This window comes from Synechococcus sp. BL107 (genome assembly GCF_000153805.1).
GTDB lineage: Bacteria > Cyanobacteriota > Cyanobacteriia > PCC-6307 > Cyanobiaceae > Parasynechococcus.
The window spans coordinates 876,053-899,903 of record NZ_DS022298.1 but is presented as its reverse complement, the minus strand read 5'-3'; the positions used below and the strand labels follow the sequence as shown (position 1 = coordinate 899,903).

The following is a 23,851-nucleotide window of genomic DNA, read 5'->3' as shown; positions in this document are numbered from 1 at the left end:
ATGCTGGTATCGTTTCAAAGAAGAGCTTAAAGCTAAATTTTAAATATAAAAAATATGCACCTAAAGTAATTAGCAATATGAAAAGATTTTCTGGCCCTTTGCAGCTATTGCAAATAAGTATATTTCCAATTTTCCAGAACGCCAGCGGTATTGAAAAAAACCAAATCCAGAAGAGGAATGTTTCTCCTCGGGTCATGTATTTTGGCATTTATTTGCAGAAATCGTTAAAAACTTCTAAAGCAGAAGTGTTTCCAAGGGATGATGCTTTCTCGAAGTCAGAACATGCACTTTCGGGTTCTCCTAGCTTTGAAAATGCATACGCTCTGTCGTAGTAGATGTCTGCATGTACGCCAGTTGACCAGGATGTGTTGTCTGCGATTTTTGGATCAATGGCTACTGCCTTATTGAAGTCCTGAAGTGCTCCGCTGTAATCACCAATTTCATATTTGACATTACCTCTCATTCTTATGTTGTTGGCGTGATTGGGTTCAATGGCAATTGCCTTCGTGAAATCATCTAACGCCCCCTGGTAATCGCCGGATTTCCTCCGCGCATTGGCTCGATTTCCGATCGCATTTATATGCTTAGGAGATAACTCAATTGCCTTTGTGAATGAGGCAATTGCAAGCTCTTGCTCGTTTGTATCAACGTATGCATTGCCTAGTACATAATGGTATTTTGCGATTCCATTATTCATGTCTATAGCTTTAAGCAGATCTTGTTTCGCTAATGAGTATTGGCCTAGATCGTCTCTAGCAGCGCCCCTCATGTAATAAGCCTCAGCATGATCTTCTATTTCCAAAACCTTGGTTGAAGAATCAATTACTACTTTCTCGAATCCACTCTTATAAAGGTTTGATGCTGCTGTTTGGAGATAGTTTGCTTTTTGCCATGTTTCGCTTTCGCAGGCGCAAAGGCTCAAGCAAGCAAGCGGAACAAGTACCAAGAGTCGTTTCATGCAACTACTGTGCCTCTGTTTTCCATATTTGACCCCGAGGACTAGTATTTGCAGTGCTTGGTGAGGTGTTGTCCCTGTTGCAGCTGACCTCTGCGGAGCTTGCAGCCCAGGACTGTGCGGCAGTGCTGGTCAACGCCATAAACAAAGCCGCCAAAATCGCCAAAACACTTTTGAGCAGGGTTCCTGAGGCGGATTAGTCCCAATGCGGGAACCAGACTGGAAGAAGCCCTGCACGGGCTAGGCCAAGTACCACTGCAAGTGTCGCCAGCTTTACGCCTGTAAGGATTACTGCGGTCTTCCAGCTGAACAGTGCTCTCGGAAGGGTGATCACTGCAGGTGCTCGGCCAAAGGACATCATGCGCGGTTGGCAAGCTGACCGCACAAGACTGGGTAAGACAAGACTCCACCAACCTTTGCCGTCGGCAGGAGTGCTTGCAAGAATCAGGTCATGACAAGCGACGCCGAAAAGGAACTCAGCAGGATTGAGCGGGAACTCGACGCCAAGCAGCAACCACCTGGAAAGCCTCCTGTAAAGCAAGGCGGTTGGGTCGGTGACAATGACGAGAAGCCAAAAAATCAGTCCCTTGATGCTGTCGTTGTCGGGGCGTTGTTGCTTCTAGGCATTGGGGCGACGTTCCTTGTAGGTGAAAGCCTCAACAAAACCGAGAAGACTCAGCTCAGCTCAGGTGCCATTGGTACAGCTGTTGGATTGCTGGTGGGGTACGGCGTTGGAAAGTTGAGGCCATGATGAATGTTGGATATGTATACCTAATCCGTAATGGAGATTTATATAAAATTGGACACACCGCAAATCTTGAGAGGCGTCTAAAACAGCTTCAGCCCTGTGTTCTGGTCCAGTCTTTAGTCACAGATCGCAGTTTAAATCTTGAGCAAGAGCTGCATAAGCTATTTCAAAATGTGCGTATCCCGCAGACAGAATACTTCCGTTTAAATAACTATCAGGTCGAACAAGCGCGGCTTGCGCTGGGATGGATAAAGCCGGAAGGTACTCCTACGCAACAGTTGTCGGGCTGGAAAAGACCGTCTCAGCCTTTGCCTGAGCCGAAGCCTCCGTCCACTGATCCCAAGCTTTGGGATACTCCTCAGCCTGCGCAGAACCCCAATCAAGGCGATGACTGGTGGTCTCTTCAGAGAAAACAGCAAGGTGAAATTCGCGCCCGCGAGCGTGAAGCAAGGCTGCAGCGTGAGCGTGAAGAGAGAGGAGAGGATCAGAAGCTTCGCAACCGCCTTCACTGGGAAAAAATGCGGCAGGCCGCTCAGGAAGATCCTGGGCAGTCGTAAGTCGGCTTACTGCTTCCGCTGCTGATTGCTATTGGGTTTGCCAACGTTCGTAAATAACTTTGTCCCACTGTTGAGATTGCTCACGGGTTATGTCGCACTTTTTGAGGACATCGCACTTATCAGCGCAGAACCAAGGTTCAGGACCGCCCCCCGACTCTTCAATTAAGTGCCAGCTACGGCAGGTTCTGTTGGCCTCTTTTTGCCACGACTCAAAGCCCCAGGGGCCTTTGTAAACGCCCTTAGCTATTAGTTCACTCCTGGCCTTGCTTTCAATTTTAGATTGCTCGAAGCTGATCCCAAAGATCAGCAGCAACAGCATTGGCCCACCGATAAACATCGCGAGAATCAAGCTGACTTCCTGGCCAGTCATCGGCCTAGCCCGCCTGTGTCGCATTCCCATGACTGGAGAGTGCTACTGCTTAATCATTTTGACGCAAGGCTTGTTGAGACCGCAATAGAGATTCGCGTCTATTGCGTATTTAGTGCCGGGTATCGGATGATTATCAGTTCCTCTTCCCAGTACAGTAATAAGAATTAACGCTGCAACCCCCATCCCAATTCCCATTCTTATCGTATTTCCATTGGTCCTCGCACCACACCACCTTAGTAGACCCGCCCCTTGTCATTTGGCACCGAGATGCACCGCCATCCAGGCCAAACTCTCCATCGTGCACCCTTACATCCCTGTTGCTTGGTGTTGATGTTAAGGCATTGATTACAGGTAATTGTTGAACTTCTTTGCGCTGAGCTGTTGTAGATGCGCCACCTAAGCGAACTTTAACGTCTGCTGAAACTCTGGTATCAAATGCTTCGTCGTAGGAGATATTCACCCCTGCTATGACTCCACTTGTCATTTCATAAGCCAAGCGTCCACGCACACCAGACCCATCGACATCTTCTTGATCGCGGTGTTGGTAGTAATAACCTGCTGATGCTTTCAAAACAGGAGTGATGAAATAACCAGCATCCAAGCCATAGGTGTTCAACGCGCCGCCCTCATAAACGCTATTGAGCTTCTGCTCGACATCACCCACAGGGATCAGTCCATAGCCGTTCAAGGTCCAGCTGCTTGAGACTGCTTCTGCGTTCAGTGCGATCTGCTGGAAGCCGACGGTCTTCTTGTGGGTGACGTTAATGCTGGTATCGGCATCACCTGATTTCAATGAACGGCTGTCATAACCACCATTCAGACCAAACATCCAACTGCGGTCGCTGTTCAGCCAGCGATAACCCAAGCGCGTAGACGTTGAGTAACCACCACCGACATCGGTATTGATGATGCTGCTGTAGCCATCGCGGTCACCGAAGTGGGCGTTGACCAGGGCATCAAGGAACCAAACGCTGTTCTCATCAACAGACAGTGGAAGGAACCCGCCAATACCAGCTTGGTTTGGTGTGCCTGCACCTTGGAGTGCACCTTGAAAACCAATGGTGGGTTTGACCACATCAGCGAGGCTGATGCTCATCACACCAAGGTCTTCTGCTGAACCCTCTTGTGCAGTGGCAGCCAGTGGTGCAACAAAAGCAGCAGTGGCAAGCAACCCTGCAGAAAGACGACGCAGCATCAAAGGAATCACGTGTGACTTGACGATGACGGCGATGCGTAGCTTTTGCTACATAAAAGGCCAGCCTTCAAGGCGGCTTCCAGTCGTAACCACCTTGTTGCGACTGGAAGTTATGCCGTCAGGTTTTTACGCAATCGAACTTGAGACCGTCGTCACCAGTTGTCTGCCGAATCTTCCATTTCGTAAGGCAGTGATGCCGGTCTAGGAAGTAATTCGGTGACAATGACTGGCATGACAGGCATCTGATGACTTCCCGGCATATTTCCCTTGGGAACAACAGTGTTCCCAATTTCTACGGTGGGAACAGCCTCGGGAACTTGCTTAATCGCAGTCTCTGACTGTGTTTCTTCTTTATTACTTCCTTCTATATAAAACCCCGTATAGGAGGCTTCCTTCTGCTGAAGCAGCTTTGGCGCCAGAGCGTAAGAACCACGATGTGGCCTGGTTATTTGGCGTTCGCCAAACATGGATCCAAGCGTGTTGTCGACGGTCTTTGTTGGTTTGCCGTGCCGAGCAAAAACTTCATCGACCAGACTTCCCCGCGTCAAAGAAGGTTTGCCATTTTGATGCGCTCGCCAAAGAACATCGATGATTGCCTCGCGGCAATTACCGACGACTTCTACTTCTTTCGCTAACTGCAAAACTCCTGTTTCACGGTTCAAGTTGAAAGTCAGGCTGCGGCATGGATCAACAACTGCCGCTCGGTCTTTTTTGAATTTGGCTGTTACACCGATTTGCCTGCCGTCTTGGTCAAGCGCCTTGCTGAATGACACCACCATGCTTGGGTCTTCCGCCCAGCTTTTTGCACCGCTAGATGTTCCTTCTTTGGTGCCATCGTGATTTAACAAAACGATGGAGCTTCCAGTTGGCTGGCAAATGCCTTCCCGCAAATAAGTGAGCATTGCTCTGCTGGATAAATTATTTTCATGTGACCAACCGGCTGCACTGCTAACGCTTTTAACGCTGTCGATGAAGTTGGCGTCGATTTTTTTCGCCCGAATGAATTGTTCCAATCGAATAACGTCTCTGATGTCGGCACGCCAAGACTCATGCCCTTGATCTGATGCATTGCCCCAGAACCAGATGCGTTGCTCTGGGTGTCCAGGCGTCAGGTATGGATGATTTGGATCAATTTGGAGGTCATCGAGTGATTTTTTTAGTGGCGCAACGCCGCTATCAGTTGCAATGAATAAGCACTTTCCTGGCTTACCAGGATCACTGCGATCTAGAAATTTTTGCCCTGTTGCAATGGACCACATGGCGGCCAGTGCCGTTGTTGTCTTGCCGACACCAAAGGGTGAAAACCAAAGAGCAACATCACCCTTGGGCAGCCAGCCATCTTTGAGATAAGTCAGCTGCTCGACTTCTCTTAGGTCAACGCTGTCGTGCTTTTGCTGAGTCTTTTTGACTTTTGACTTGGTGAAAGCTTTGAAGAGGTCGCTGGTGATTTTGTCGTCCGAAAGCCGCCAGATCGTTTTGAGATCTCGCCGACAATTCATTTCCTCGTCGTCGTTGCCGCTTGTTATGGCTGCCAGCGTTGCTTCCAGCAGGTCGCTGTACGACTCTTGCGCCAACACATCGTCTTCACGCAATGTGTCTGGTGACTGTGGAGCAGCCTTTTGAGCCTGTTCTTCTTGGAGCTTTGCGGTCTCAGCAAGGCTGCCGAAAACCTCCTGATATTCAGTTTTGGCCATCGTTAGTGCTGTCGGCTAGAGGGTTAAAAATCAGTGGGTCGTTGATGTATTCGCGTCTAAAGCTCAAAGCGTCTTCTTGCTTGTGATGGCAGGCTGTGACAGCCTTTTCGAAGGTGTCGTAACTATGCAGAGCCCTAGGTCTTTCTCTGTGAATACGCCGAATTTTTGGCAGTAATTCTTGGCCGCGTTCGTCTGCTCTTTGCACAAGGTCGAAGGCCGCATCACGCTCTTCTCGCGTCAGTGCTGCCTCAGTGAATAGTTCTGTCGCCAACGCCTCGTCTGCAAGCTCAAGGAAGGCGAGAACTATTTGAACAACTTCATGGGGTTGTGCATTTTGGAAGCGCCCAGCCGTTGGCTTGCTAGCCGAACGGCTGTAGCGAGCAGGTTTGAAGACGGTGCAGTTGTTTCCAAGGCCAACGCCTTCCGCCACTTTTTTGAACAGAGTTCCATTGACTCGAACGAGTCCTTTTGAATCTGTTTGTGGTGGCGAATAGGTTGATCCGTTCCAGCAGTAATAGCTGTCGCCAGTTCTTCCACATTTGCCATCAGGCCGACCACACATGATGCAAGGGTCGGTTTTTGTAGCGCGAACAAACTTGCCCGGTTGAGCACCAGAACAAGCACCAGCACCACCGGATCCAGGGCGGAAACAAGTGTTGGGCTTGTGTTTTGACGATGAAACCGACTGCTGATTATGCAGTTGTGGACTTAAAGTTGAAGCATCCTTGGCAGGGAGTGACTCAAGCCCAGATTGGGTTTGAGTCATTTTTTTGCCCTCACCAGATCAGCAACGACCACATCAGCGCGGCGAATTAGTTGACCACGCTCGTGGAAGGCTTCACGGACAGCATCAACATTCCAAACGATGCTGGCTGTTCGGCTAGCGCCGAGAATGTAGTGCTTACGGGGCAGCAGAAAACCACCGTCGTAATCAATACGGCAGCGTTTTAAATAAGAACGGCTAACGGCCAAATACCTTGCGGCATCTGCCGTTTTGAGCCAAAGCTCAGGCATAGTGAACCACAGAACTGGTTAGAGTTCTTCCTGTGATTCACCGTTCGGGTCTTTCCTACTGCAACCGGAAGGTGTTACAGCGGTCCCCGTATTTAGGAAGGAACGATTCCACCTTTGGGTGAAGCTTTGAGAGATAGGCCCAAGGATTTCAGGATTGCTCTCCTGAAGTTGCCCTAGCCAAATATCCAGCTCAAAGCAGGTGGCGCGAAACCAACGATGACCAATTAACTATAAGCATGATCAAGCTGAATGCACTGATTGGTTGAACTGCTCGAATACTTTGCGGACCTGATCGGGGTCAATAAATTCGGCGTAATAACGCATATGAGTCTGGTGCGTGTGTCCCATCGCGGCGGCGACTGCCCTGGTTGGAACAATCATTTCCGTTGATTGATGCACCCGCCAGGCGAAGCTATGGCGCAGAGAATTTGGCTTCATTTCCGGCTCAGTCTTGATCAGATCCTTCCAGAATTGTGTTGACTTGACCTGCTCACTAAAAGCATCACCGACATCACGGAAGAAGCCTTTCTTACCAACTTGATCAATCTGTTTCCGCAGCCGCTTCGGAAAAGTTACAAAGCCTGAGTGATACTGAGCCAGCATATCCATGGCCTCATTTTCAGGTCTGCCTTTGCATTTTGCATACATCGCCGTTCGTGGCTCTTTAGCTGGCGCAGAGCGTGTTTTGGAGTTGGCCTTTGCCTGCATACCAACTTTCAGCTGCAAGCCATTTGCCGTTTCTGTCGGCATCACCAATGCCAGCTCACACTCGCGCAGGCCAAAGTATCCAACGAGCCCAACAGCAAGCCTCAACTGGTTTTTGCCGTTGACCTGCAGCCAATCAAGGAAGTCTGAAAACTGCTCGTCCTTCAGCGGAATGGTCTTGCGGCCAACCTTGCTATCAACGTCACGGGTGCCAATCAGCTGGTTCTTGAGAGCAGCCGAAAGCTTGGGACGGTAGCGACTGCTAGCGCCACATTCTTCAACAGCGAAACTCAAGAAACGGGTGACATCTTCAATGCCGCGCTTTCGCCCTGAACCGCCAGCTGATGTAACTACGACCAGATTGCTGTTTTTATCCTTCCTATAAAAGTGCTGTTCGGCATAAGCACGAATAAACGCTTCGTAGTTGCGGGGTTTTGGCGCTGTTTTTAGTGTATTTAGCGCCTTGGCGACACGCTGCTCAATCAGCCTCAGTGAGTTTGAGCGGAGGATTGGTCTAAGCGACGCCAAGAACCGTTCAGAAGCGTTGTCCCAACCTTCAGCGTTAAAGGCGCCCTCACCATCTTCACGCTTATCACCAGACCATCCTTGACGCTCAACGATGGCCTGCTTCAAGGTCTTGCTGATGTCTTCGACAAGTATTTTCCGTATATCCCTAGTCCACTCCCGGATTGTCAACGCATCTTCAGCAGTCCAAGTGAGGTGCTTCGGAAGATAGTTCTGCTGACGGGTGCCGTCGTCAAAGATCACCGTCAACTGCACCATTGAGCGCCCTGAAGGCAGCTTCACCAGGAAACCGGCGCCGTTGTCGGCCTTGATGTCCGACCGCAGCTTCTTGACCCATGCAGGCTGCTTTGCACGTTTTTGAGCACCAGCGGGCATTTTGAGCACGAAATGTGGCGTCGCTACAGACCGACTGCCTAAAGGGCAACTGGCCTCGCTTGTGCTCAATATTGTGCTCAAAAGGGGCACAAGTGTCTACAACCTTGCCTAAGCGGCTGTGCTCAAACGTTCTACGAAGCTAGTTACTGCAACGGCTCTGACTGAGAATTTGGCACCGAAAGTCGATTTCCTGGCAATTTCACCGATTGCCTTCTAAGCAGTCGGTCGTGTGTTCGAATCACACAGGGGGCGTTACTAGTAACGCAAGCGGTTCTCAGAGAGTTTCTGGGAACCGTTTTGTTTTTGTAAATCAACCTCTGTGCGCAGAATTGTGCGCAGATTTAACCCAAGCTCAACCGGACAGGGGATGGGGTTGCGATTTCCCCGCGCAGATTTCAAGACCCGGTACCTGTACAGAAAGACGCCCCCACACCAAAAAGGCCTTTAACCGTCGTCACCAGTTGTCTGCCGAATCGGCTCTTATGCCAACTGGCTAGCAAGCTCAACGGGCAGGGATTTTTATGCGCGTACCTTCCTGTGTCTATGTGCCTGTTTTTCTCAAACCCATTGCACTGGAATCGATTGATCTAGATACATTGCTGTGTCCTGTCGTGCCTGTTGTGTCCGTACAGAGCATCAGCTTGGTTATCGGCTGGGTCCTTACTGTCAGGGGGCGTATGGGTTATTTCGTACCCCGTTGCCTCTTTAGCGCCCGACTAAAGAGGGTTAAATAGCTGGTCAAAAAGGATACGGAGGTCTTCGCTAATACAAATCCTTATTCTTATTCGTTGTCTTGGGTGTCGTATAAGTGTTTATCCCTAAGGCGTAACTGTGGCTTAAGCTCCTCGATAAAGGTCTTGTATTTCAAGTCCTTCTGAAACACCCTATCAACTCGGTAGGCCAGAAGAGAAACAACATGGATAACAAATGTTTACTTCGACGGCTACCAAAGAGAAGAGAGGAGCGGGGATTCTCTCTTCTTGAGCTTGTCGTAATGCTTGCTGTACTTGCAATTCTTACAGCTGTTGGTCTTCCAAGGTTCATAAAGTTTATTTATGCGGCTCAAAGTGCCGTTGCTCGTCACTCTATGGTTAATCATGCCAAGGGTTGTGCAAGACAGAGATATTTTTCTACAAATTATGGAGGGCTTGACTCTGTTCCTGGCTATATAAGTTCGCTACCCGGTAGTTGCCTTGAAACGGCTACATACACTCCAGAGCCAGGCAGTAATAATCCAACGTATATATATGATCCTGCAAAGGGAGTTGTTCAATGTTTTTATGGCTCCAGCCAGCTCGAATACCCTTCATGCATAATTACCGCAGCATTAATAAGCGAAAATGCAGACACAGTAGAAACCGTCGAACCTAAACCAAGCATTATTCAGCTCACTTCAGGAAATGCCTCTGGTAATAATTTCAGTTGTAATGGTGAATTTTATACAGAGAGAGGTTCGCAAAATGAATCTTGGGGATTGCGAGATCAGCAATATCGAGTGAATAGTCAAACGGGTGAGAGAGTCATGATTACTGCTACCAAGGATGGGACTGCTTCAACTGGAGATAGTCAAACTGTAAAAGATCTTTCATGTGATGGAAGGTATGCATTGTTTGAGCTTGATGAATATGGCTCGGTTGATATTGATGGACTGCCAGGTGCTGATGGCGCTATAGATGACAGGACAGGATTACCTGCCAATGATAGAGGTGCTCTTTATAGAAAAGATCTTGAGACAGGTGAAGTGATAAGAGTAGATACACTTAGTGACGGAACTAAAATGCGCAATAAATGGTCTATTCGCGAGGCAACAATGACTTCCGATGGAAGATTTGCGATTTTTGAAACTCCTGATGTTCAGCTTGCAGGGTTGGAAGAAGCTAAATGGGAATCTGATGATTGGTCTAGAACTCTGGCATACAGAAAAGATCTAAAAACAGGAGAACTCTCTACTGTCGTTACAAAACCAGATGGTTCACCAGGCGATGGATGGACAAGTTCAGGAGGATATGGGAATGGGGTTAGTAGTGATGGATCGAAAGTAACCTTTATTTATAGAGGTGACGATCTTGTGCCAGGTGTAAGCGGAACAAATGTCTATGTTAAAGATTTTATTGCCAATAAAGTCTCATTGGTTTCATCAGACACCCAAGGGAATCAATTGTCAGGCTTCGGAAATTTTGGTTCTGGATCAAGCATTTCGGCAGATGGTTCAAAAGTCGTTTTTACAAGTCAAGGATCAGCTGGCGGAGCACAGTTGATGATGAAAGACCTTGAATCTGGGGCGCTAAGTGTTATCAGTAAGAGCAACAGTGGAGCCGAAGGTAATGGATACTCGGGTGGAGGCGGATTTCAATTCTCAGAAAATAATAAATATGTTGTGTATGAGTCGTCTGCATCAAATCTCACTTCCAATGACACCAACGGGAAGTACGATATTTTTGTTTACGATGTCTCTTCTGGTAAAAATAAAAGAATTTTAGATGACAAGGCGAATGGATTTGACGATCACCTTCGGGATCCAAGGATAACCGCAGATGGTAAATATATTACGTTTACATCTAGAAGTAAAGGGATAGCATCGGACGCCGAAAGTAGTGGTAATAATGAGCTTTATATGGTAGAAAGTCCCTTCTTTTCAGAGTAAAAGTTAATTTTAGTTATAGGAATTAAATGGAAAACTCTGTCGACTATTTAGAGATCAACCTAGAACTCTTTGATCATATAGATCCAACGAGTGTGAGCCACTCTGCATGATCGTCGCTTATGGCCTCACCTTTCCAAGGCCTTACCCAACCAATAGGCCCAAAGCGCCGCCAGCCTTGCGAGTAACTAATCGGTGCACGCATCAACCTTTGATCCTGACCAACCGAAAGTCGAATCGGTTCTTGGAAAGCTCAAGGACAGTCAAGGCCAGTACCTCCTCAGCCCTTATGGAGCTGAACTTGGCCGTTCCCAAATTGCAGGGCGGCGTTTTGAGGTCAGCAACAATGTCCCCTCAAACCTCACAAAGGGTTCAGGGGCCGACCTGTCCGCTGTCATCTACGGAAATTTCTCGTTGAATATTTCCAACATCAGACAGCTTTCGGCTGAACTGCAGCGCCCCACGAGGCAAGACAAATTTGGTAGCAATAGACACATAACAGCAGCACATCGCAAGTGCAGCATTGTGTCGACCTCGTCGTGAGCATGTGACGAGGTGTTGTTGTGTCCCTGAGGGTGATGTCTCAGGGGCTTTTTTATTCCCACCGCATACCCTTCCAAACTCCTCAAGCGCCGATAGCAGAGCCGATTGGCCTGGTGGGTGATGAGCTGCACGACTTGAAAAGTCCGAGGAAGAAAAGTCTGCGGCTCAAACCCTTGAGACGATGTGATTCACCAGATGAGCGTCGATCTAACGGACCACCCAGAAATTCACATCGGGCATCGATCACGACTCGAATCGCTAAGGAAGGCCGCTTTCTGGCAGGCGCGTAACAGTCATGTCATACCTGCTTGGACCGACAGGAAAGGGGCATCACCCTCTTTCGCTGATTCAGCAACCAAAAACAAGGCCAAACAACATCGTTTAAATCGACAAACGCCGTTGAGGATCAGATAGAGAGTATTTATTGAAACCAATACAAAAAGCATTCAAAAAAAACCCCTCGTACTTTTATTTAATTTTCAAAAATTTTACAAGTAAAAAGCATAAGACCCCAAAAATCAAATCAGTAGTGAGGCTCATCCACGTCAATTAGATACCGCGTTGAAGGTACGAATTAAAAATCAGGGAAGAAAAGAAATTGCGACGGTCGCCGCGGTTGTCTCATCAAAGGACTAACCACAAAGTGGCGCATCTCAGCGGAACCATAATCACCACCATGCAATGCTCTTATTACTGCATTGATCGGAATATTTGCTTTCATAACAGAGGGATTTCACTTTCTTCATACTGTCTTTGTAAAAGTAATTTGAGGGACTTTTGACTGATCCTTCAACCAGTAAGCACGAGGCAACGGTGCAGAAAGACCACCAACAGGAACCAAAAAGGTGAGGACAATGATGGGAGTAATGAATTGAGTGATGTTCAAAGATATTGGTTGTATTGCATAGCTCATTCATGGTCTTTAACAGCAAAACAACCCGCGTCAGCAAATTGGGAGCCATCCATACTCTCCTCTCACCCATTCAAGTGGTAAAACCATCACCAGCAGAAACCCAGCAGCGCGATGAAGATGGTGAATATTGGATTAGCGCGAAACAGACGCAAGCGAGTGAACATCGGTGAGTAAGTGGTGACTTGAGCATTCGATGCAATGTTTACTGGCTAAAACAAGAATGTCTTTGATTTAAGCCAACCATGCAGATGTATCTTGCCGACTGCATTTTTCCAGATATCGAGGGACAACTCGCTGCGTACAAGAGTTTTTGTGAGTTGTGGGATTCAGGCGAAATGGCGAAGGCTGACAACTTCCCTGGTTTCGAAATGCTGTTTCGCGTCCATGCACCAGGAGCTGGTCGAGTGACGTGTTTGTTCAAAGCTGAAAGTGATGCACAAATCTTCGAGCACTTCGCTCCTTGGCGGGCTCAATACGGCATTGAAATGGACTTCACCCCCGTCATCGGTTGCCAAGACGTTGTGGACCATCACAAAAAACTGTTCGCCAAAATGAGCTAACTACTTCAGCAATGCAACCGGGGATGACAAGAGGCAAGCGCCTGCATCGCGCCGGTTGCATCAATTCAGCTCAATGCAAACGGGTCACGAAGCCATGATCGCGAATGACTGCTTAGACAGGGATTTCTGCCTCGATTTCCCAGCCTTGCTCGATCAGTTCATTAGCAGTCTGCGAGGCGTCTTTTGAGGCAACATCAACGAGGAGGAACTCTTCTTGTTGATTGCAATAAATCCTGGTTAATCCGATCACGGCGGGGGCTCCCGGGCGTCGACACCGCAATGATTACGCAGTGCGGCAGATCTTGCAATCAAACCTCTGCCGTTGAACACAAACGAAGGCGAACAGGCCATATCAAACCAGCAAATCGTTCTCTAAAGCTATCTTTGCTCTATGTAGGCAACCCCATGCAAATAATCGATCAGCCTCAGATCGATCATCACAGGCCATATAGGGAGAGGATAAATAAAAAAGGATGCAATAAAGCATTAGAGATGTTGTTCGACCAAGCGCAAAATTCAAGGAGAAATAAATATGTTAGTTTGATTAAAATTTAAAATATCTTTTTAAATTAATTCAAGTCAATCAAAATTGATGGCAAGTCTATTCTGACGCTCAAATTTAAAAATTGAATATCAAAAAGGCCATTGATCTAGTGCTGAGCTGCTCGATTCATCTTGTAGATGTTCAAAGCGAAGCAAGCGGTTCCGAAGCTGATGGCAAGAACGAGAAGGTCTTGTGTGGCCATTGTTTAACCTTAATTTTGGGGGGGGATAGGGGCTGTTCAGCCTTGGATTTTTTTGATAACAGGCAAGTCGGTTGGTTGGGCCAGAACGAAAACAACTGCGGCCGTGAGCACCGAAGTGATGGCCACTAGGGCGAAGATGGCACCTGAGTAATCCGTCATCAGAGCTCGTTCGTTAATTTCTGTAACGAATACTAGTCCATTTGTTACGCGGTGTAAACACCGCCCAGCCCTTTAACGTCCTGTTCGTCGATGCAGGGCAGACGCAGTCCAAACGCAGGCCTCCTGAAGTAGCCACAGCAGACAGCTCGTGAGTTTCTACGGATGCACATCAATTGCTGAGTACGCAGAATGAAATTAGTGGAAGGAATCACAATGCGGTCACTTACGCTCAAAACATCTGCATTTCTCGAGTATTTTTTAATTCAAGTATTACTTTATTTGATTTTACTTCCCCTAAAACTTATTTATCGTGCACCTCAGCCTACCTGGAATGCATGGTTTGCGAATCAAAAGCTCTGCCAACTTGATGGTCGTTATTGCTAACACTTACTGCGCGATCAATCCAGCATTCACATCGATCAGTAACGAAGAATCGAGTTGACTTCATCAGCCCCACAAACCACGACTCAAGATCACTCATCTGAACTTCTTGAAAGCCTCATTGCTGGAGAAATCTCCCTGCAGATTCAAAACATTGCTGAAGGTCTCCAACGGGAAGGCTGGCCGATGCCATTGGTGAAGCTCTTCATGCATGTCGCTGTGGAGGATTTACCCGAGTGATGACATCGGAAAGATAACCCCCCAGGCGTCTTTCGATTGATCTCAGTCGTCACCGCCGGGAAAAAGATCACGGCTGGAAGCTTCGCCAAGTTTCCTTTTTTTGCAGCAATTTTTACAGCTGCCAGCTAAGAGACATGCAAAATTGCTCATATGAGTCCAATTTTTCGCTGCCTAGGTTGCGGCCAATTCATCGAGAGGTCGTTAACGGCCTACAAAAAACACAAAGGGCAGATCTTTTGTTCAACCTGCAACGATCGAAAGCTGATCGAGGTAGCTGCCGATTCAAAAAAGGCATAGCAGCACTCATTGCCCCAAACAAACCATTTGATTCAACGCATGAGGAGCCAAGCCAGAAGGGCACCAACACCGACACCTTTAAAAAATTGAGCCCAAGTGAGTCCATAAGTATCGAGTTGAAGCATTCGCATCATCAGATTCAGCACCTCTTTGTGCTTACGCACGAGAAACGAACTATCAGCTGTGTTGAGCTGTTGAACCTGCTTAAGTTTGATCTCGCCGAGCTTTGCCACTGTCCTTATGTCGCCTTAGCAACTGTAGACCTCACCCAATTGCCCACGATCCACCAGTTTCTCAACTTGATACGCAAAACCAGCCAACACAAGACATGAACACACGCAGGGGGAGTGAGTGCTCAAACAATTGACAACCGAACCCAGCGGTAAATATTATCCGCAGCTAGAAGACAATTAACAGTTGGAATCAAGAGATTAAACAAATAAAATCCCAACTGGCCACAAAGTGTTGATTAAACCAACCGCTTAGGGCTCAACATCGCCCCCCCAAACCGGTGATGTTGGAGCCCATCCCTTACGGACCAGCTCCATCCAAAGCTTTCTTGCTTCTGCATCCCGCAAATATCGACGCGACTTCAACAATGCTGGCTCGCCATTGGGCATCTCACGGCCTCGGTCGACGAAAACACGAGGGTCTTGCGCCCAAGACCTGTGATCACGATGAAAGCGGTACGTCCAAAACCGCTTTCTATCCGTCAGCCAGCCCTCGCCCACACCCATTGCTCGAGTACATCTGTACTAGCAAAGCAGATCGTCCCTGTCAAGCGATCCTGGGTAGGCCGTGGCATTGCAAGGGTTAATCAGCCATGAATGGCGCCAGCACGTACTCTTTGCAAAGCGTGGCTCAACGGGAGAAAAGATGATGGCCTTGAAACTCCATTCTGCGGATTATCGTCATGAGGATGGGGTCACCTATTGCATTAAGCGAGGATCTCTTGATCAAGACTTCACGATCTATGAGAAACGAAGTGATGAATGGATCGATAGCGGTCTTGATCAAGCCGTGCAAGAGCTGAACTTCGCAGAATTCAAACGGCTTGGACTCTTGATCAAAACGATTATGGACAATGATCAGTGGATTGCCTAGCGCTATCTAGCTTCGGCCAATCAAGGCACGGAACAAAATCTCGGATCAAGTATTGACTATCTAGCAAGGGAAAAGAAGCAATGAACCGAGCTCTAACTTAAAAATCGCTGCAATCGCGATTGAGAACACATCAGAGCAGCTTGGGTGATAATCGCTAACGTAAGGGACACCATGACACAGCAATAGATGAACGGCAAAGTGCTTGTTGTTGGTATCATGATCTTCTTTATTTTATTCTTTGTCTACGAAAGCTGGCTCATGAGAGGCCTACCCCACTAATCGCCTCGATGGAGCAATAGTCTTAAACACGTAAGATATCAAACCAGACCATCTATGCACAGGCCACTTTAATCCATCAAGACTAATGGATACAGATCAAACACCAAAGAACAAGGCTCACAAAGCCAAGACGATCACCCTCAATACGTGGAACAAACTTGTTGACCGACTCAGACGGCGGATCGCGTTTGTTCCAGCCGTTGATGACACCGTTAAATCGCTGAAGGACGTAGGAATTGAATTAAAAGACAATCAAAATTGAACATTTTTTCGTAGCAGCTTGAACGAATATTTACGATAGTTCCCCAAGGAAATAGCCGCCAATCAAATTAAAAAAAATCATTTCTCGATTAGCATTGTGGGCATGCGTCGCCAATTTCAACACAAAAATATTGACTAAAATAGTCAGCTCTATTCCTGCACCTTTGGTGGCCAGACCATGATTCTGTCTAAATACACAAATAACAGAACAAAGGCATCCTTGCATTGACAGCCTTATGTCATATTCACAACTCTATTTATAGCCAAATCCTAATAGATTAATCGACCATTAACACAGCATTTGTCTATGTAAAACCGCAGTCAACAGTTATTTAGTTGCCTCGCCTAAAGGGATTTTTTATTGCAGCTAAGAATACCTCTGGCAGTTGCCAACTGGCAATGACCACGACAGTTAGCCAATGATGCGGGGAACTTCAAAGGTTGAATCGCTCTCGATCTTGAAGAACCCCTCTGCGATCTGAAATAGAGCACCTCAACCTTGTGGGATGGCATTTGAGAGCACTCCCACTCAGCAACGAACTAGTAGTTTTGTCATCATGCCTAAGCCAACCCGCACCGCTCATGGGAACGGACCTTGCTGCCATACTGATCTCATCGGTATTTCTTGGGGTTGGTTATGTGATTGCCAAGTTCTTCCCTGAGGCATCTTTGATGGCGGCAGTATTCCTGGTAGGACTGACGATCCTCAACATCACCCTGGCCTTACTGGCCTAACTTGTTAATCCCTTGAAACTGAGGAGTGGCAGGAAAAAGGGAGGCCCTCTCAGACCTTCCCAGGATTGCAGTGTCCCCGCTCTCAAGGACAAACTGATTGCTATGTCTCATGCAGAGCGTTTTGGTAGGAAGAGGCACGAAACCTCCATTTTGAATTAAATTCTCATCGATATTCGCCAAAGGCTGGAAAGGATGGGCGACTGAATTCATTTTCATCCAGCGAACCACCCCGCTATCCACATCAGCAAGCTGGGGACGGCAGCTCTGGGTCTTGATTTGAGCGAGTCTTTTCATCTGCATAGGTTTTGCCAACTTGAGCCAATGGAAACCAACAAAGCGGCGCAGGAGATTGATCGGATTGAGCGCGAACTGGACGCGAAAGGGGCTCCACCCGTCCAACCACCAAAGAGCAGTAGCGGCAATGGCGATGAAGCTGGAAAACGCCCGAACCATCGCCATCTCGATGCAGTCCTTGTTGGCGCTGTCCTGTTAGCGGGTATTGGGCTGACCTTTTGGGTTGGAGAAAAACTATCAACTAGACAGAAGACACAACTCGGAGCAGGGACAATCGGAGGGGCTGCTGGCCTTTTGATTGGTTATGGCATCGGAAGAATCAAGCACTAAGCGACTTGTCTACCCCCCCTATTCGGTCAGGAACAAAAAAGTAATTGTGGCCTTTAAATTCATAGCCATTGCTTGCAAACTTAGGCGAATCGAAGAGAATTTTCCATCAACAAAAAAATATCTCCACATCGAGAGATCTATTAATTACATAAACGCCGAAGAAAACCTGGAGTCCTCGACTTCTGCTCAGTTATTTCCACAATCAAATTATTGACCTTATTGATAACATGAACTTCAATTTTAGTAACAACGCTGTACATTTTCCAAAGGCCTACTTGATTTTCTGACCTGGCATAAGTAACTTGCCAAGAATCACCAACAGGGGTGACAGTAATCTGCGTCCAGAAGACCTTATTGCTATCTCCAGGAAAGAGGAAGTACTTACAGGAACCATCTTCCTTTTTTTCTTTGTCGAATCCGAGATCCTTCAGTTGATGGTCGAGGTCCTGCATGGCAACGGATCTACTTGAATCACTCTGGCGATGGACGGATGATCCGCATGCCATTAATACCAAATCAAACAATTTGCTGGTGGCCATACCATGTCAGAGCGAAGCCCTGGATGCCTTGATGACGAGTCCCGAACAATCAGAATCCAGCCTTCCTCAGACGAGGGCTCCAAACAAGCGACAAATCTATTGAATTAGACCATTTCAAACCCAAAGCAAATCACACTCATCTTTAGTGAACTTTCGAAACAAAACTAATGATTCAAGGCAAACAATAGAACCATCAGCTTTCATCAAAACAAATATTCAATCAATATAGCAATAGAAAATTAGAATTTAAACAGCAAAATTTATAGGTTAAGTTATTTAGCAGAAGAAACACGCGGACTCCAATAAAAAAGACAAACAACCCGAGAGCAAGGGTTTGTTTAGCTCGCAGCTACCGCGTCTGCATGGATTCCTTGCATCGTATTTTCTAGTTTGGCCACATCCTGCAGCCCATTGGCATCAAACCACGGTGCTGTAACCCAATCAAAACCCTCACCAAACGTGTTGTCGGGAGCGACGACGTACCAATGGCAACTGACGTCGGGCACGTCCACTGCGCATTTCGACCAATCGGCCTTCCACTGGGGTACTTGAACCCACATGACAGCCGCAAAAACCAGTGAGAAAAGGCTTCGCAGCATGAAACTCATTTAATAGATGCTGGAACCTAGTCGAAATCACAGCTCAAAGGAAGCCCGGGCTGCCAGCCAACACTCCTGACGCCAACTGGATGGAACTTGATGGAGCAAACAGCCTCTCGGCAAAAGAGTTATCTGCTCCATTCATCGACTGGGGAAATCCTGAAAACAACAGCGCCTATTTTTTAGGAGGTGGCTTAATTAACTCACCAGTTTGCAGCGAAACCACACCAAAACTGACGACAAAAACCAAAGCAACGACAGCAAGAAAACCAGCTGTGAAATTACTAATTTCCAACTCACCCAACATGAAGCCGAAAAACTGCATGAATGCCCCGCAATGTCCCAATTGAAGCCAATTAACCACGAATCAAACGCACCACTACCAAAGCGGCCAAAGCCGCAAGAGGCCAGATCAGCCAATTAAGTGGAGGGAAGGCAAACGCCAGAACAAGACCCACAACGAAAAAGATTAAGAATCGTCCGAGCGTCATAAACAGGTTTTGTTCTGTCCCATCAAAGCCTAGGCCGCTGCGATAGGAAAGTGCTTTGAGCAATTCGACGGACTTGACAGCACCGATCACCACACCTTTGATCGACATATTCCCTGGCCTTATCGGCATCAAAGGATGAAAGAAACCACGTTTGATGTGATCCCAACACAAGATCAATCGGGTTATTGGGTCAGAATTTGCTCAGAGAATCGTTGCTGTAATGCATTTGTTTCATCCATGCATCTCACAGACGACAAAAAGCCGCAACTTATGAATTGCATCCTTAAAGGTTGAGATCTGATAAAGGCACAAACCTAGAATGGTCTGCATGGGTATCACTAACCCGTCAATTAGTCCTCAAATAAGGTGATTCCACTCGCCTGCTCTTCGAGATGCTCGGCTCTATCTAAAACAGCTTTTAATACATCTTCTGGGATAGGACAAATACATAGTTGTTCCAACATATAAGCCACATCACGGGTTGCTGTAAGAACCGCGGGTGAAACCTGCTCCAATGGAATCGATCGAGACTTTTGACGCTTTCGTTTGGATTCTTCTTTGGATCCGACTGGCTTAGCCATTTCTACGACAGTTTTTTCTATTCTGATGGTTCAAAAGCTCAAATAGTGAAATCGGCCAAAACTGGGGCGATTCATGAAACAGTTGTTTCAACCACCTTCTTAGCTGTGACGCACCAAAATGGGATGGATGCGCATCGGCTAATACTTTTTCCCTCAACCTTGCTGAAAAATGTACCTATAAAAAAAATTGCCATAAATCACAGACCTATTGATCACCATAGAAACGGCAGTAACTCAGCATTTCTAGATTCGAAATTCCCGTCGATCGCTCCGCCTGAACCAGGGCCCTCGACTCTTCAGAGCTTCCATCGGGGGCTCCCCAATACACGGCACACAGGGAGCGCATTCGATCGTTACGGGAATCACGAACATCCATCCGCACCGCCATAACCGCGACCAAGACTGAACAAACCCCAACCGTGATATAAAAAACGAGTTTGATCTCGTTGCGAAAAAAGGCCATCGCGACAAATCGGAAAGAATGATGTCGGTTTCGATGTGAGTTCGCTGAAACGACACAATCTCAACAACAAATCCGACATCATTAAAGTAACGAACCGGTGGTAATGCAGACCCCAAGACCCGTCAACGACCCAGCGAACACAGTGATTGTGCTCGTGGCCATCGCCCTCAGCGCTCTCTTACTGGTGGGGCAAGCTCTATTTATTGTCCCGGCAGGCAAAGTCGCCGTAGTGACCACCCTAGGAAAAGTGAGCGGAGGGTCTCGCCTCCCTGGACTCAATCTCAAAATCCCACTTATCCAGTCCGTCAATCCATTCGACGTACGCACCCAAGTGCGACCTGAAGAATTCTCTACTCTTACGAAAGATCTACAGGTGATTGAGGCCACTGCAACCGTGAAATACGCGGTTCGTTCGGAAGAAGCAGGCAGAATCTACAGAACCATTGCTAGCAATGATCGTGATATTTATCCACGCATCATTCAACCTTCACTCCTAAAAGCTCTTAAATCAGTTTTCTCTCAATATGAACTGATCACAATTGCAACTGAGTGGAATGACATCTCTGCAATCGTGGAGCGTACTGTCGCGGAAGAATTGAACAAATTTGATTATGTGGAGGTTAGAAGTCTCGACTTAACCGGACTACAAATCGCCAAAGAATATCGTGCAGCGATCGAACAGAAGCAGATTGCAGAACAGCAGCTTCTTCGCGCCCAAACAGAAGTGAAGATCGCAGAGCAAGAGGCGATCCGTTACGACACCCTCAATCGAAGCCTGGATGATCAGGTGTTGTTCAAGCTTTTTATCGACAAGTGGGATGGCAGAACAGAGGTCGTTCCGTCTCTTCCCGGTAGCGCTGGTGGCATGCCTCCAGTCATCGTGGGTCGACGTAGTTAGGCCATTTAATCCTTGATAGCGAGTCAAGAGCAGCTTCTTGAAGAAGGCGAACGCCTCGACAAGTTGCGCCGCAGCTACGACGGAGATGAAGCTGTTGACGAGTCCTATGTAGTACTAACGATTGGCGCCAGCCTGATCGCAACCCTAGGACTCCTCGCCAACAACGCTGCCGTTGTGATCGGTGCGATGGTTGTGGCCCCGTGGATTCTTCCCCTGCGAGCCCTGGTGTTCGGGAGCTTGATTGGCGACAAAAAGCTGTTGTTACGCGCATTGCTCACCCTTTCTATCGGCGTGACAATTACGACTTTGTTGTCGATGGGACTCGGCCTAGTGGCCGGAAACATGAATCTATTAATGGTTGTTCCAGACGAAATCACAGCTCGCCTGCAACCCAATCTTCTGGATCTCGGCATTGCCCTCGCCGCTGGAGCCATCGCTACCTACGCCAAGGTGAACCCTGGAGCAGTGAGTTCGATGGCCGGCACAGCGATTGCGGTAGCCCTCGTACCTCCAGTTTGCGTGATGGGAATCATGCTCGCCGCTGGTGAATTGGACGATGCCCAGGGAGCAGGTTTGTTATTTTCCGCCAACTTATTAGGAATTTTAATCGGCGGGATCACTATTCTTGCAACACGTGAGCCTTACTTCAGGCAAAAACTTCGAACACAAAATCGTTCACGTTTACCACTACTGATTGCACTCATTTTAGCTTTTGCCGTCGGCGACAAGCTTTACGGACGCCTGAAACGACACGTATACGCAGTGAAAATCGAAGATGCGAAAGAACGTATTGAAGGCGGAATCAGATCCTATCTAAAACGTCAAACGACCACTTTTGGAAACAACAAATCATTAGATGTTGCCAGTATTTCATTCGACTGGCCAGATTATTGGGAACGACATCGCTCTCCTCAACTGCAGGTGGTAGTGCGGGTCACAGACCCAACAACTCCGAGCTACATGCAAGTGCAATACATCCAGGATCGCATTAATGAAAGAATGGAAAGGGAATTTCCTGGCCTTCAATTACAGATGGAAGTTCAACGAATTAACATGACCGTTGTATCGGGTAATGACGTTACTTCAGAGCCAACCAAATTTAATCTTGAGCGAATCTTGGGGCAAGAAATGATTCAAAAACCATCGCCACCAGACCCAGACAAAAAAGGAGAAGGCAAAATCGAAATTGATGCTGATATCGAACCTGAATCCCTAAACATTAGTAATCAATAGTTTAACCTAGAAATCTTCTGCACACCGAAAAAATATTTCAGCCTGACTTCACTCCACAAAGCTATTATCAAGACTACGATAACCCGATCAGGCTCAATCAATAAAGTATCTCTCTCCCCAATCAAGCCCATCTCCGCACAAATAACAGATATTTAAACCTATTTACGCGTGAGAATAATGAACAAAGCATGAATCATAGCTGCTGGCCACATCCCGAATAACACAGGAAAGCCAAACCCACCGACTGCAAATAAATAGATCAGTAGATTGATCCAAAAGGCTCTCCCCAGCCCAACTTGGGTAAAAACCCCCAGCGGCGGAATAAATAGCGCAATAATGACGCGAAAAATGTCGCCGAACGTCATTCGTTTTGTTTAAGGAGCTCGCTTGATTAATAGCAATACTTCAAACAAAACGACAACACACGTCTGAGTTTCATTCATAGGGTCCAAAACGGCTTGCACATGCTGCGCCAAGCTGACATCCCAGCTGAATGGCCCTCTCCAACGGCCACTGGGCCGCGAGACCAGCCAAGACCCCCGCAGCAAAACTATCTCCACACCCATAGGTTTCGATCAATGGGGCCGGCAACACACTGGCGCTAAAGCGGTCACCGGTACTGATTACCCCTCCCGCTGCACCTTCCGTAGAAATCTGAACTCCTGGGAGAGGTGTAAGCGCTCCTGGTGCAACAATCTCTGCCGGATCAAGACCGCTGCCAATTAAGGCATCGATTTGGACAGCGGCCGAATTCAACACCGCTAGGCCAACCCTTGGCGTTGCTGCCAAGACGGGAACAGCTCTGGCAGCCTGGACTAAAGCAGCATCAGCTGCCGTGATGAAAGCTCCGTCACATTGATGCAAAACATCCCAAGGCAAGGGATCGCTCAAAACTGGAGTCAGACGATCACCAATCACCGTGATCCCTCGATCTCCTCCGCCATCCACCAGGCTGATGCCACGACGGGTGGGGGCATCGCGCCACGCCACATGAACCGCAACACCGCGATCCTGAAGACGCTGAACACAGGCTTCTCCAACGGAATCGCGGCCCAAGGCCGTAAAAAAATGCACAGGCCGATCCACCAGTTGTGCCAACTGGACAGCAATCACGGCCCCAGCACCCGCCGGCTCCTCAAGCCGCTGTTTGGCATGACTAATCAAGCCCGGTTGAGGCCATCGATCCACGGCAAGAAAATCAACCCATTCGATATGACCAACAACGGCTAAACAAAGCTGTTGGAGTTGCGAAGACGACTCAGGATCCAAAGGCTGATTCAAAACAACAGGAGCTAGGTGCAGGCAAGCTTCGTATCCAACTCCAATGCCCGTTTTGATGAGACCAAAGGCTGTCGATTGAGATCAAGTAAGCGTCAACAAAAAGCCCCCGCTGTGAGGCGGGGGCTTTGCGATTCAGTTGATCTGA

The 23,851-nt window shown here is 47.7% G+C and carries 30 protein-coding genes; 12 read left to right on the top strand and 18 right to left on the bottom strand.

Annotated features, from left to right (window positions below):
* Positions 1–208: 208 nt before the first annotated feature.
* A complete protein-coding gene (locus BL107_RS04590) occupies positions 209–922 on the bottom strand; it encodes a tetratricopeptide repeat protein (protein WP_198002322.1) in 714 nt (237 codons plus the stop codon).
* 104 nt (positions 923–1,026) lie between these two features.
* On the opposite strand from BL107_RS04590, the gene BL107_RS13215 reads away from it, so the two are divergent.
* The 3 genes from BL107_RS13215 (at position 1,027) to BL107_RS12030 (ending at position 2,260) form a co-directional block, all read left to right on the top strand.
* Positions 1,027–1,155, top strand: coding sequence for a hypothetical protein (locus BL107_RS13215; protein WP_255344634.1), 129 nt, complete (start codon positions 1,027–1,029; stop codon positions 1,153–1,155).
* 251 nt (positions 1,156–1,406) lie between these two features.
* Entirely contained in the window at positions 1,407–1,706 is a 300-nt protein-coding gene (locus tag BL107_RS04585) for a hypothetical protein (RefSeq protein ID WP_009789109.1), read from the top strand.
* Entirely contained in the window at positions 1,703–2,260 is a 558-nt protein-coding gene (locus tag BL107_RS12030) for a GIY-YIG nuclease family protein (protein ID WP_009789108.1), read from the top strand. The genes BL107_RS04585 and BL107_RS12030 overlap by 4 nt, the downstream gene beginning before the upstream one ends.
* Before the next feature lie 28 nt (positions 2,261–2,288).
* On the opposite strand, the gene BL107_RS04575 is transcribed toward BL107_RS12030, so the two are convergent.
* The 6 genes from BL107_RS04575 to BL107_RS04550 form a co-directional block, all read right to left on the bottom strand.
* A complete protein-coding gene (locus tag BL107_RS04575; protein WP_198002321.1) occupies positions 2,289–2,609 on the bottom strand; it encodes a hypothetical protein in 321 nt (106 codons plus the stop codon).
* A gap of 154 nt (positions 2,610–2,763) precedes the next feature.
* The gene (locus BL107_RS04570; RefSeq protein WP_037988081.1) at positions 2,764–3,825 is read right to left on the bottom strand and encodes a carbamoyl-phosphate synthase; all 1,062 of its coding nucleotides are present in this window, start codon (positions 3,823–3,825) and stop codon (positions 2,764–2,766) included.
* Positions 3,826–3,977: 152 nt separating this feature from the next.
* Entirely contained in the window at positions 3,978–5,519 is a 1,542-nt protein-coding gene (locus BL107_RS04565; RefSeq protein WP_009789105.1) for an AAA family ATPase, read from the bottom strand.
* On the bottom strand, positions 5,506–6,285 hold the full coding sequence (locus BL107_RS04560) for a hypothetical protein (protein WP_037988079.1): 780 nt from the start codon (positions 6,283–6,285) through the stop codon (positions 5,506–5,508). The genes BL107_RS04565 and BL107_RS04560 overlap by 14 nt, the downstream gene beginning before the upstream one ends.
* Entirely contained in the window at positions 6,282–6,533 is a 252-nt protein-coding gene (locus tag BL107_RS04555) for a hypothetical protein (protein WP_009789102.1), read from the bottom strand. The genes BL107_RS04560 and BL107_RS04555 overlap by 4 nt, the downstream gene beginning before the upstream one ends.
* 240 nt (positions 6,534–6,773) lie before the next feature.
* A complete protein-coding gene (locus BL107_RS04550; RefSeq protein ID WP_009789101.1) occupies positions 6,774–8,138 on the bottom strand; it encodes a phage integrase in 1,365 nt (454 codons plus the stop codon).
* A 994-nt stretch (positions 8,139–9,132) separates the two neighbouring features.
* Between BL107_RS04550 and BL107_RS12580 the strand changes: the two genes are divergently transcribed.
* From BL107_RS12580 to BL107_RS04535, 3 genes are all read left to right on the top strand, one after another.
* Positions 9,133–10,782 (top strand): PD40 domain-containing protein, encoded by a 1,650-nt coding sequence (locus BL107_RS12580; RefSeq protein WP_198002320.1) that lies wholly within the window; start codon positions 9,133–9,135, stop codon positions 10,780–10,782.
* A gap of 192 nt (positions 10,783–10,974) precedes the next feature.
* Positions 10,975–11,322, top strand: a complete 348-nt coding sequence (locus BL107_RS12575; protein WP_037988075.1) for a phage major capsid protein — start codon at positions 10,975–10,977, stop codon at positions 11,320–11,322.
* A gap of 1,155 nt (positions 11,323–12,477) precedes the next feature.
* Entirely contained in the window at positions 12,478–12,795 is a 318-nt protein-coding gene (locus BL107_RS04535) for a DUF3303 domain-containing protein (RefSeq protein ID WP_009789096.1), read from the top strand.
* A 782-nt stretch (positions 12,796–13,577) separates the two neighbouring features.
* Here BL107_RS04535 and BL107_RS13210 read toward each other — a convergent pair.
* Positions 13,578–13,700, bottom strand: a complete 123-nt coding sequence (locus BL107_RS13210; RefSeq protein ID WP_009789094.1) for a hypothetical protein — start codon at positions 13,698–13,700, stop codon at positions 13,578–13,580.
* Between the two features lie 438 nt (positions 13,701–14,138).
* Between BL107_RS13210 and BL107_RS04530 the strand changes: the two genes are divergently transcribed.
* Positions 14,139–14,321 carry a hypothetical protein gene (locus tag BL107_RS04530; protein ID WP_009789093.1) on the top strand — a complete coding sequence of 61 codons (183 nt, stop codon included), beginning with the start codon at positions 14,139–14,141 and terminating at the stop codon, positions 14,319–14,321.
* A 329-nt stretch (positions 14,322–14,650) separates the two neighbouring features.
* On the opposite strand, the gene BL107_RS04525 is transcribed toward BL107_RS04530, so the two are convergent.
* Together BL107_RS04525 and BL107_RS04520 are read right to left on the bottom strand one after the other, a co-directional pair.
* On the bottom strand, positions 14,651–14,851 hold the full coding sequence (locus BL107_RS04525) for a hypothetical protein (RefSeq protein ID WP_037988073.1): 201 nt from the start codon (positions 14,849–14,851) through the stop codon (positions 14,651–14,653).
* Positions 14,852–15,100: 249 nt separating this feature from the next.
* Positions 15,101–15,355 (bottom strand): DUF1651 domain-containing protein, encoded by a 255-nt coding sequence (locus BL107_RS04520; RefSeq protein WP_037988071.1) that lies wholly within the window; start codon positions 15,353–15,355, stop codon positions 15,101–15,103.
* 142 nt (positions 15,356–15,497) lie between these two features.
* Here BL107_RS04520 and BL107_RS04515 point away from each other — a divergent pair, with 142 nt between their 5' ends.
* Complete coding sequence (locus tag BL107_RS04515) at positions 15,498–15,722, top strand: hypothetical protein (RefSeq protein ID WP_037988757.1); 225 nt, start codon at positions 15,498–15,500, stop codon at positions 15,720–15,722.
* A gap of 1,122 nt (positions 15,723–16,844) precedes the next feature.
* Positions 16,845–16,997, top strand: a complete 153-nt coding sequence (locus BL107_RS12865) for a hypothetical protein (protein WP_009789088.1) — start codon at positions 16,845–16,847, stop codon at positions 16,995–16,997.
* On the opposite strand, the gene BL107_RS04510 is transcribed toward BL107_RS12865, so the two are convergent.
* The 3 genes from BL107_RS04510 to BL107_RS04495 form a co-directional block, all read right to left on the bottom strand.
* A complete protein-coding gene (locus BL107_RS04510) occupies positions 16,986–17,456 on the bottom strand; it encodes a hypothetical protein (protein WP_156779382.1) in 471 nt (156 codons plus the stop codon). The genes BL107_RS12865 and BL107_RS04510 overlap by 12 nt on opposite strands.
* A 305-nt stretch (positions 17,457–17,761) precedes the next feature.
* Complete coding sequence (locus tag BL107_RS04500; protein ID WP_037988068.1) at positions 17,762–18,160, bottom strand: hypothetical protein; 399 nt, start codon at positions 18,158–18,160, stop codon at positions 17,762–17,764.
* Between the two features lie 338 nt (positions 18,161–18,498).
* Entirely contained in the window at positions 18,499–18,759 is a 261-nt protein-coding gene (locus BL107_RS04495; protein WP_037988755.1) for a hypothetical protein, read from the bottom strand.
* An 89-nt stretch (positions 18,760–18,848) separates the two neighbouring features.
* On the opposite strand from BL107_RS04495, the gene BL107_RS12570 reads away from it, so the two are divergent.
* Entirely contained in the window at positions 18,849–19,109 is a 261-nt protein-coding gene (locus BL107_RS12570) for a hypothetical protein (RefSeq protein WP_156779381.1), read from the top strand.
* A gap of 6 nt (positions 19,110–19,115) precedes the next feature.
* On the opposite strand, the gene BL107_RS04490 is transcribed toward BL107_RS12570, so the two are convergent.
* From BL107_RS04490 to BL107_RS04480, 3 genes are all read right to left on the bottom strand, one after another.
* Positions 19,116–19,358, bottom strand: coding sequence for a hypothetical protein (locus BL107_RS04490; RefSeq protein ID WP_009789082.1), 243 nt, complete (start codon positions 19,356–19,358; stop codon positions 19,116–19,118).
* A 242-nt stretch (positions 19,359–19,600) separates the two neighbouring features.
* Entirely contained in the window at positions 19,601–19,831 is a 231-nt protein-coding gene (locus BL107_RS04485; protein WP_009789081.1) for a hypothetical protein, read from the bottom strand.
* A gap of 205 nt (positions 19,832–20,036) precedes the next feature.
* Positions 20,037–20,294 (bottom strand): hypothetical protein, encoded by a 258-nt coding sequence (locus tag BL107_RS04480; protein WP_009789080.1) that lies wholly within the window; start codon positions 20,292–20,294, stop codon positions 20,037–20,039.
* A 103-nt stretch (positions 20,295–20,397) separates the two neighbouring features.
* Between BL107_RS04480 and BL107_RS04475 the strand changes: the two genes are divergently transcribed.
* Positions 20,398–21,192 (top strand): prohibitin family protein, encoded by a 795-nt coding sequence (locus BL107_RS04475; protein WP_009789079.1) that lies wholly within the window; start codon positions 20,398–20,400, stop codon positions 21,190–21,192.
* Positions 21,193–21,204: 12 nt separating this feature from the next.
* Positions 21,205–22,425 (top strand): DUF389 domain-containing protein, encoded by a 1,221-nt coding sequence (locus BL107_RS04470; RefSeq protein ID WP_009789078.1) that lies wholly within the window; start codon positions 21,205–21,207, stop codon positions 22,423–22,425.
* A 158-nt stretch (positions 22,426–22,583) separates the two neighbouring features.
* Here the strand turns inward: BL107_RS04470 and BL107_RS04465 are convergent, their stop codons facing one another.
* Positions 22,584–22,790: a YqaE/Pmp3 family membrane protein gene (locus BL107_RS04465; RefSeq protein WP_009789076.1), complete on the bottom strand. Its 207-nt coding sequence runs from the start codon at positions 22,788–22,790 to the stop codon at positions 22,584–22,586.
* Between the two features lie 70 nt (positions 22,791–22,860).
* Entirely contained in the window at positions 22,861–23,706 is an 846-nt protein-coding gene (locus BL107_RS04460; RefSeq protein ID WP_232192762.1) for a PfkB family carbohydrate kinase, read from the bottom strand.
* Positions 23,707–23,851: the final 145 nt, after the last annotated feature.

Excerpts from the sequence above, each read along its gene's own strand:
- BL107_RS12580 (WP_198002320.1), top strand. The coding sequence starts at position 9,133 with ATGCTTGCTGTACTTGCAATTCTTACAGCTGTTGGTCTTCCAAGGTTC.
- BL107_RS04475 (WP_009789079.1), top strand. The coding sequence starts at position 20,398 with ATGCAGACCCCAAGACCCGTCAACGACCCAGCGAACACAGTGATTGTG.
- BL107_RS12030 (WP_009789108.1), top strand. The coding sequence starts at position 1,703 with ATGATGAATGTTGGATATGTATACCTAATCCGTAATGGAGATTTATAT.
- BL107_RS04465 (WP_009789076.1), bottom strand. The coding sequence starts at position 22,790 with ATGACGTTCGGCGACATTTTTCGCGTCATTATTGCGCTATTTATTCCG.
- BL107_RS04515 (WP_037988757.1), top strand. The coding sequence starts at position 15,498 with ATGGCCTTGAAACTCCATTCTGCGGATTATCGTCATGAGGATGGGGTC.
- BL107_RS04495 (WP_037988755.1), bottom strand. The coding sequence starts at position 18,759 with ATGCTGCGAAGCCTTTTCTCACTGGTTTTTGCGGCTGTCATGTGGGTT.
- BL107_RS04555 (WP_009789102.1), bottom strand. The coding sequence starts at position 6,533 with ATGCCTGAGCTTTGGCTCAAAACGGCAGATGCCGCAAGGTATTTGGCC.
- BL107_RS04490 (WP_009789082.1), bottom strand. The coding sequence starts at position 19,358 with ATGTCGATCAAAGGTGTGGTGATCGGTGCTGTCAAGTCCGTCGAATTG.
- BL107_RS04550 (WP_009789101.1), bottom strand. The coding sequence starts at position 8,138 with ATGCCCGCTGGTGCTCAAAAACGTGCAAAGCAGCCTGCATGGGTCAAG.
- BL107_RS13210 (WP_009789094.1), bottom strand. The coding sequence starts at position 13,700 with ATGACGGATTACTCAGGTGCCATCTTCGCCCTAGTGGCCATCACTTCG.
- BL107_RS04565 (WP_009789105.1), bottom strand. The coding sequence starts at position 5,519 with ATGGCCAAAACTGAATATCAGGAGGTTTTCGGCAGCCTTGCTGAGACC.
- BL107_RS04520 (WP_037988071.1), bottom strand. The coding sequence starts at position 15,355 with ATGGGTGTGGGCGAGGGCTGGCTGACGGATAGAAAGCGGTTTTGGACG.
- BL107_RS12570 (WP_156779381.1), top strand. The coding sequence starts at position 18,849 with ATGGAACTTGATGGAGCAAACAGCCTCTCGGCAAAAGAGTTATCTGCT.
- BL107_RS04570 (WP_037988081.1), bottom strand. The coding sequence starts at position 3,825 with ATGCTGCGTCGTCTTTCTGCAGGGTTGCTTGCCACTGCTGCTTTTGTT.
- BL107_RS12865 (WP_009789088.1), top strand. The coding sequence starts at position 16,845 with ATGGGAACGGACCTTGCTGCCATACTGATCTCATCGGTATTTCTTGGG.
- BL107_RS04535 (WP_009789096.1), top strand. The coding sequence starts at position 12,478 with ATGCAGATGTATCTTGCCGACTGCATTTTTCCAGATATCGAGGGACAA.
- BL107_RS04510 (WP_156779382.1), bottom strand. The coding sequence starts at position 17,456 with ATGGCGATGGTTCGGGCGTTTTCCAGCTTCATCGCCATTGCCGCTACT.
- BL107_RS04560 (WP_037988079.1), bottom strand. The coding sequence starts at position 6,285 with ATGACTCAAACCCAATCTGGGCTTGAGTCACTCCCTGCCAAGGATGCT.
- BL107_RS04585 (WP_009789109.1), top strand. The coding sequence starts at position 1,407 with ATGACAAGCGACGCCGAAAAGGAACTCAGCAGGATTGAGCGGGAACTC.
- BL107_RS04485 (WP_009789081.1), bottom strand. The coding sequence starts at position 19,831 with ATGGCTAAGCCAGTCGGATCCAAAGAAGAATCCAAACGAAAGCGTCAA.
- BL107_RS04500 (WP_037988068.1), bottom strand. The coding sequence starts at position 18,160 with ATGGCCACCAGCAAATTGTTTGATTTGGTATTAATGGCATGCGGATCA.
- BL107_RS04480 (WP_009789080.1), bottom strand. The coding sequence starts at position 20,294 with ATGGCCTTTTTTCGCAACGAGATCAAACTCGTTTTTTATATCACGGTT.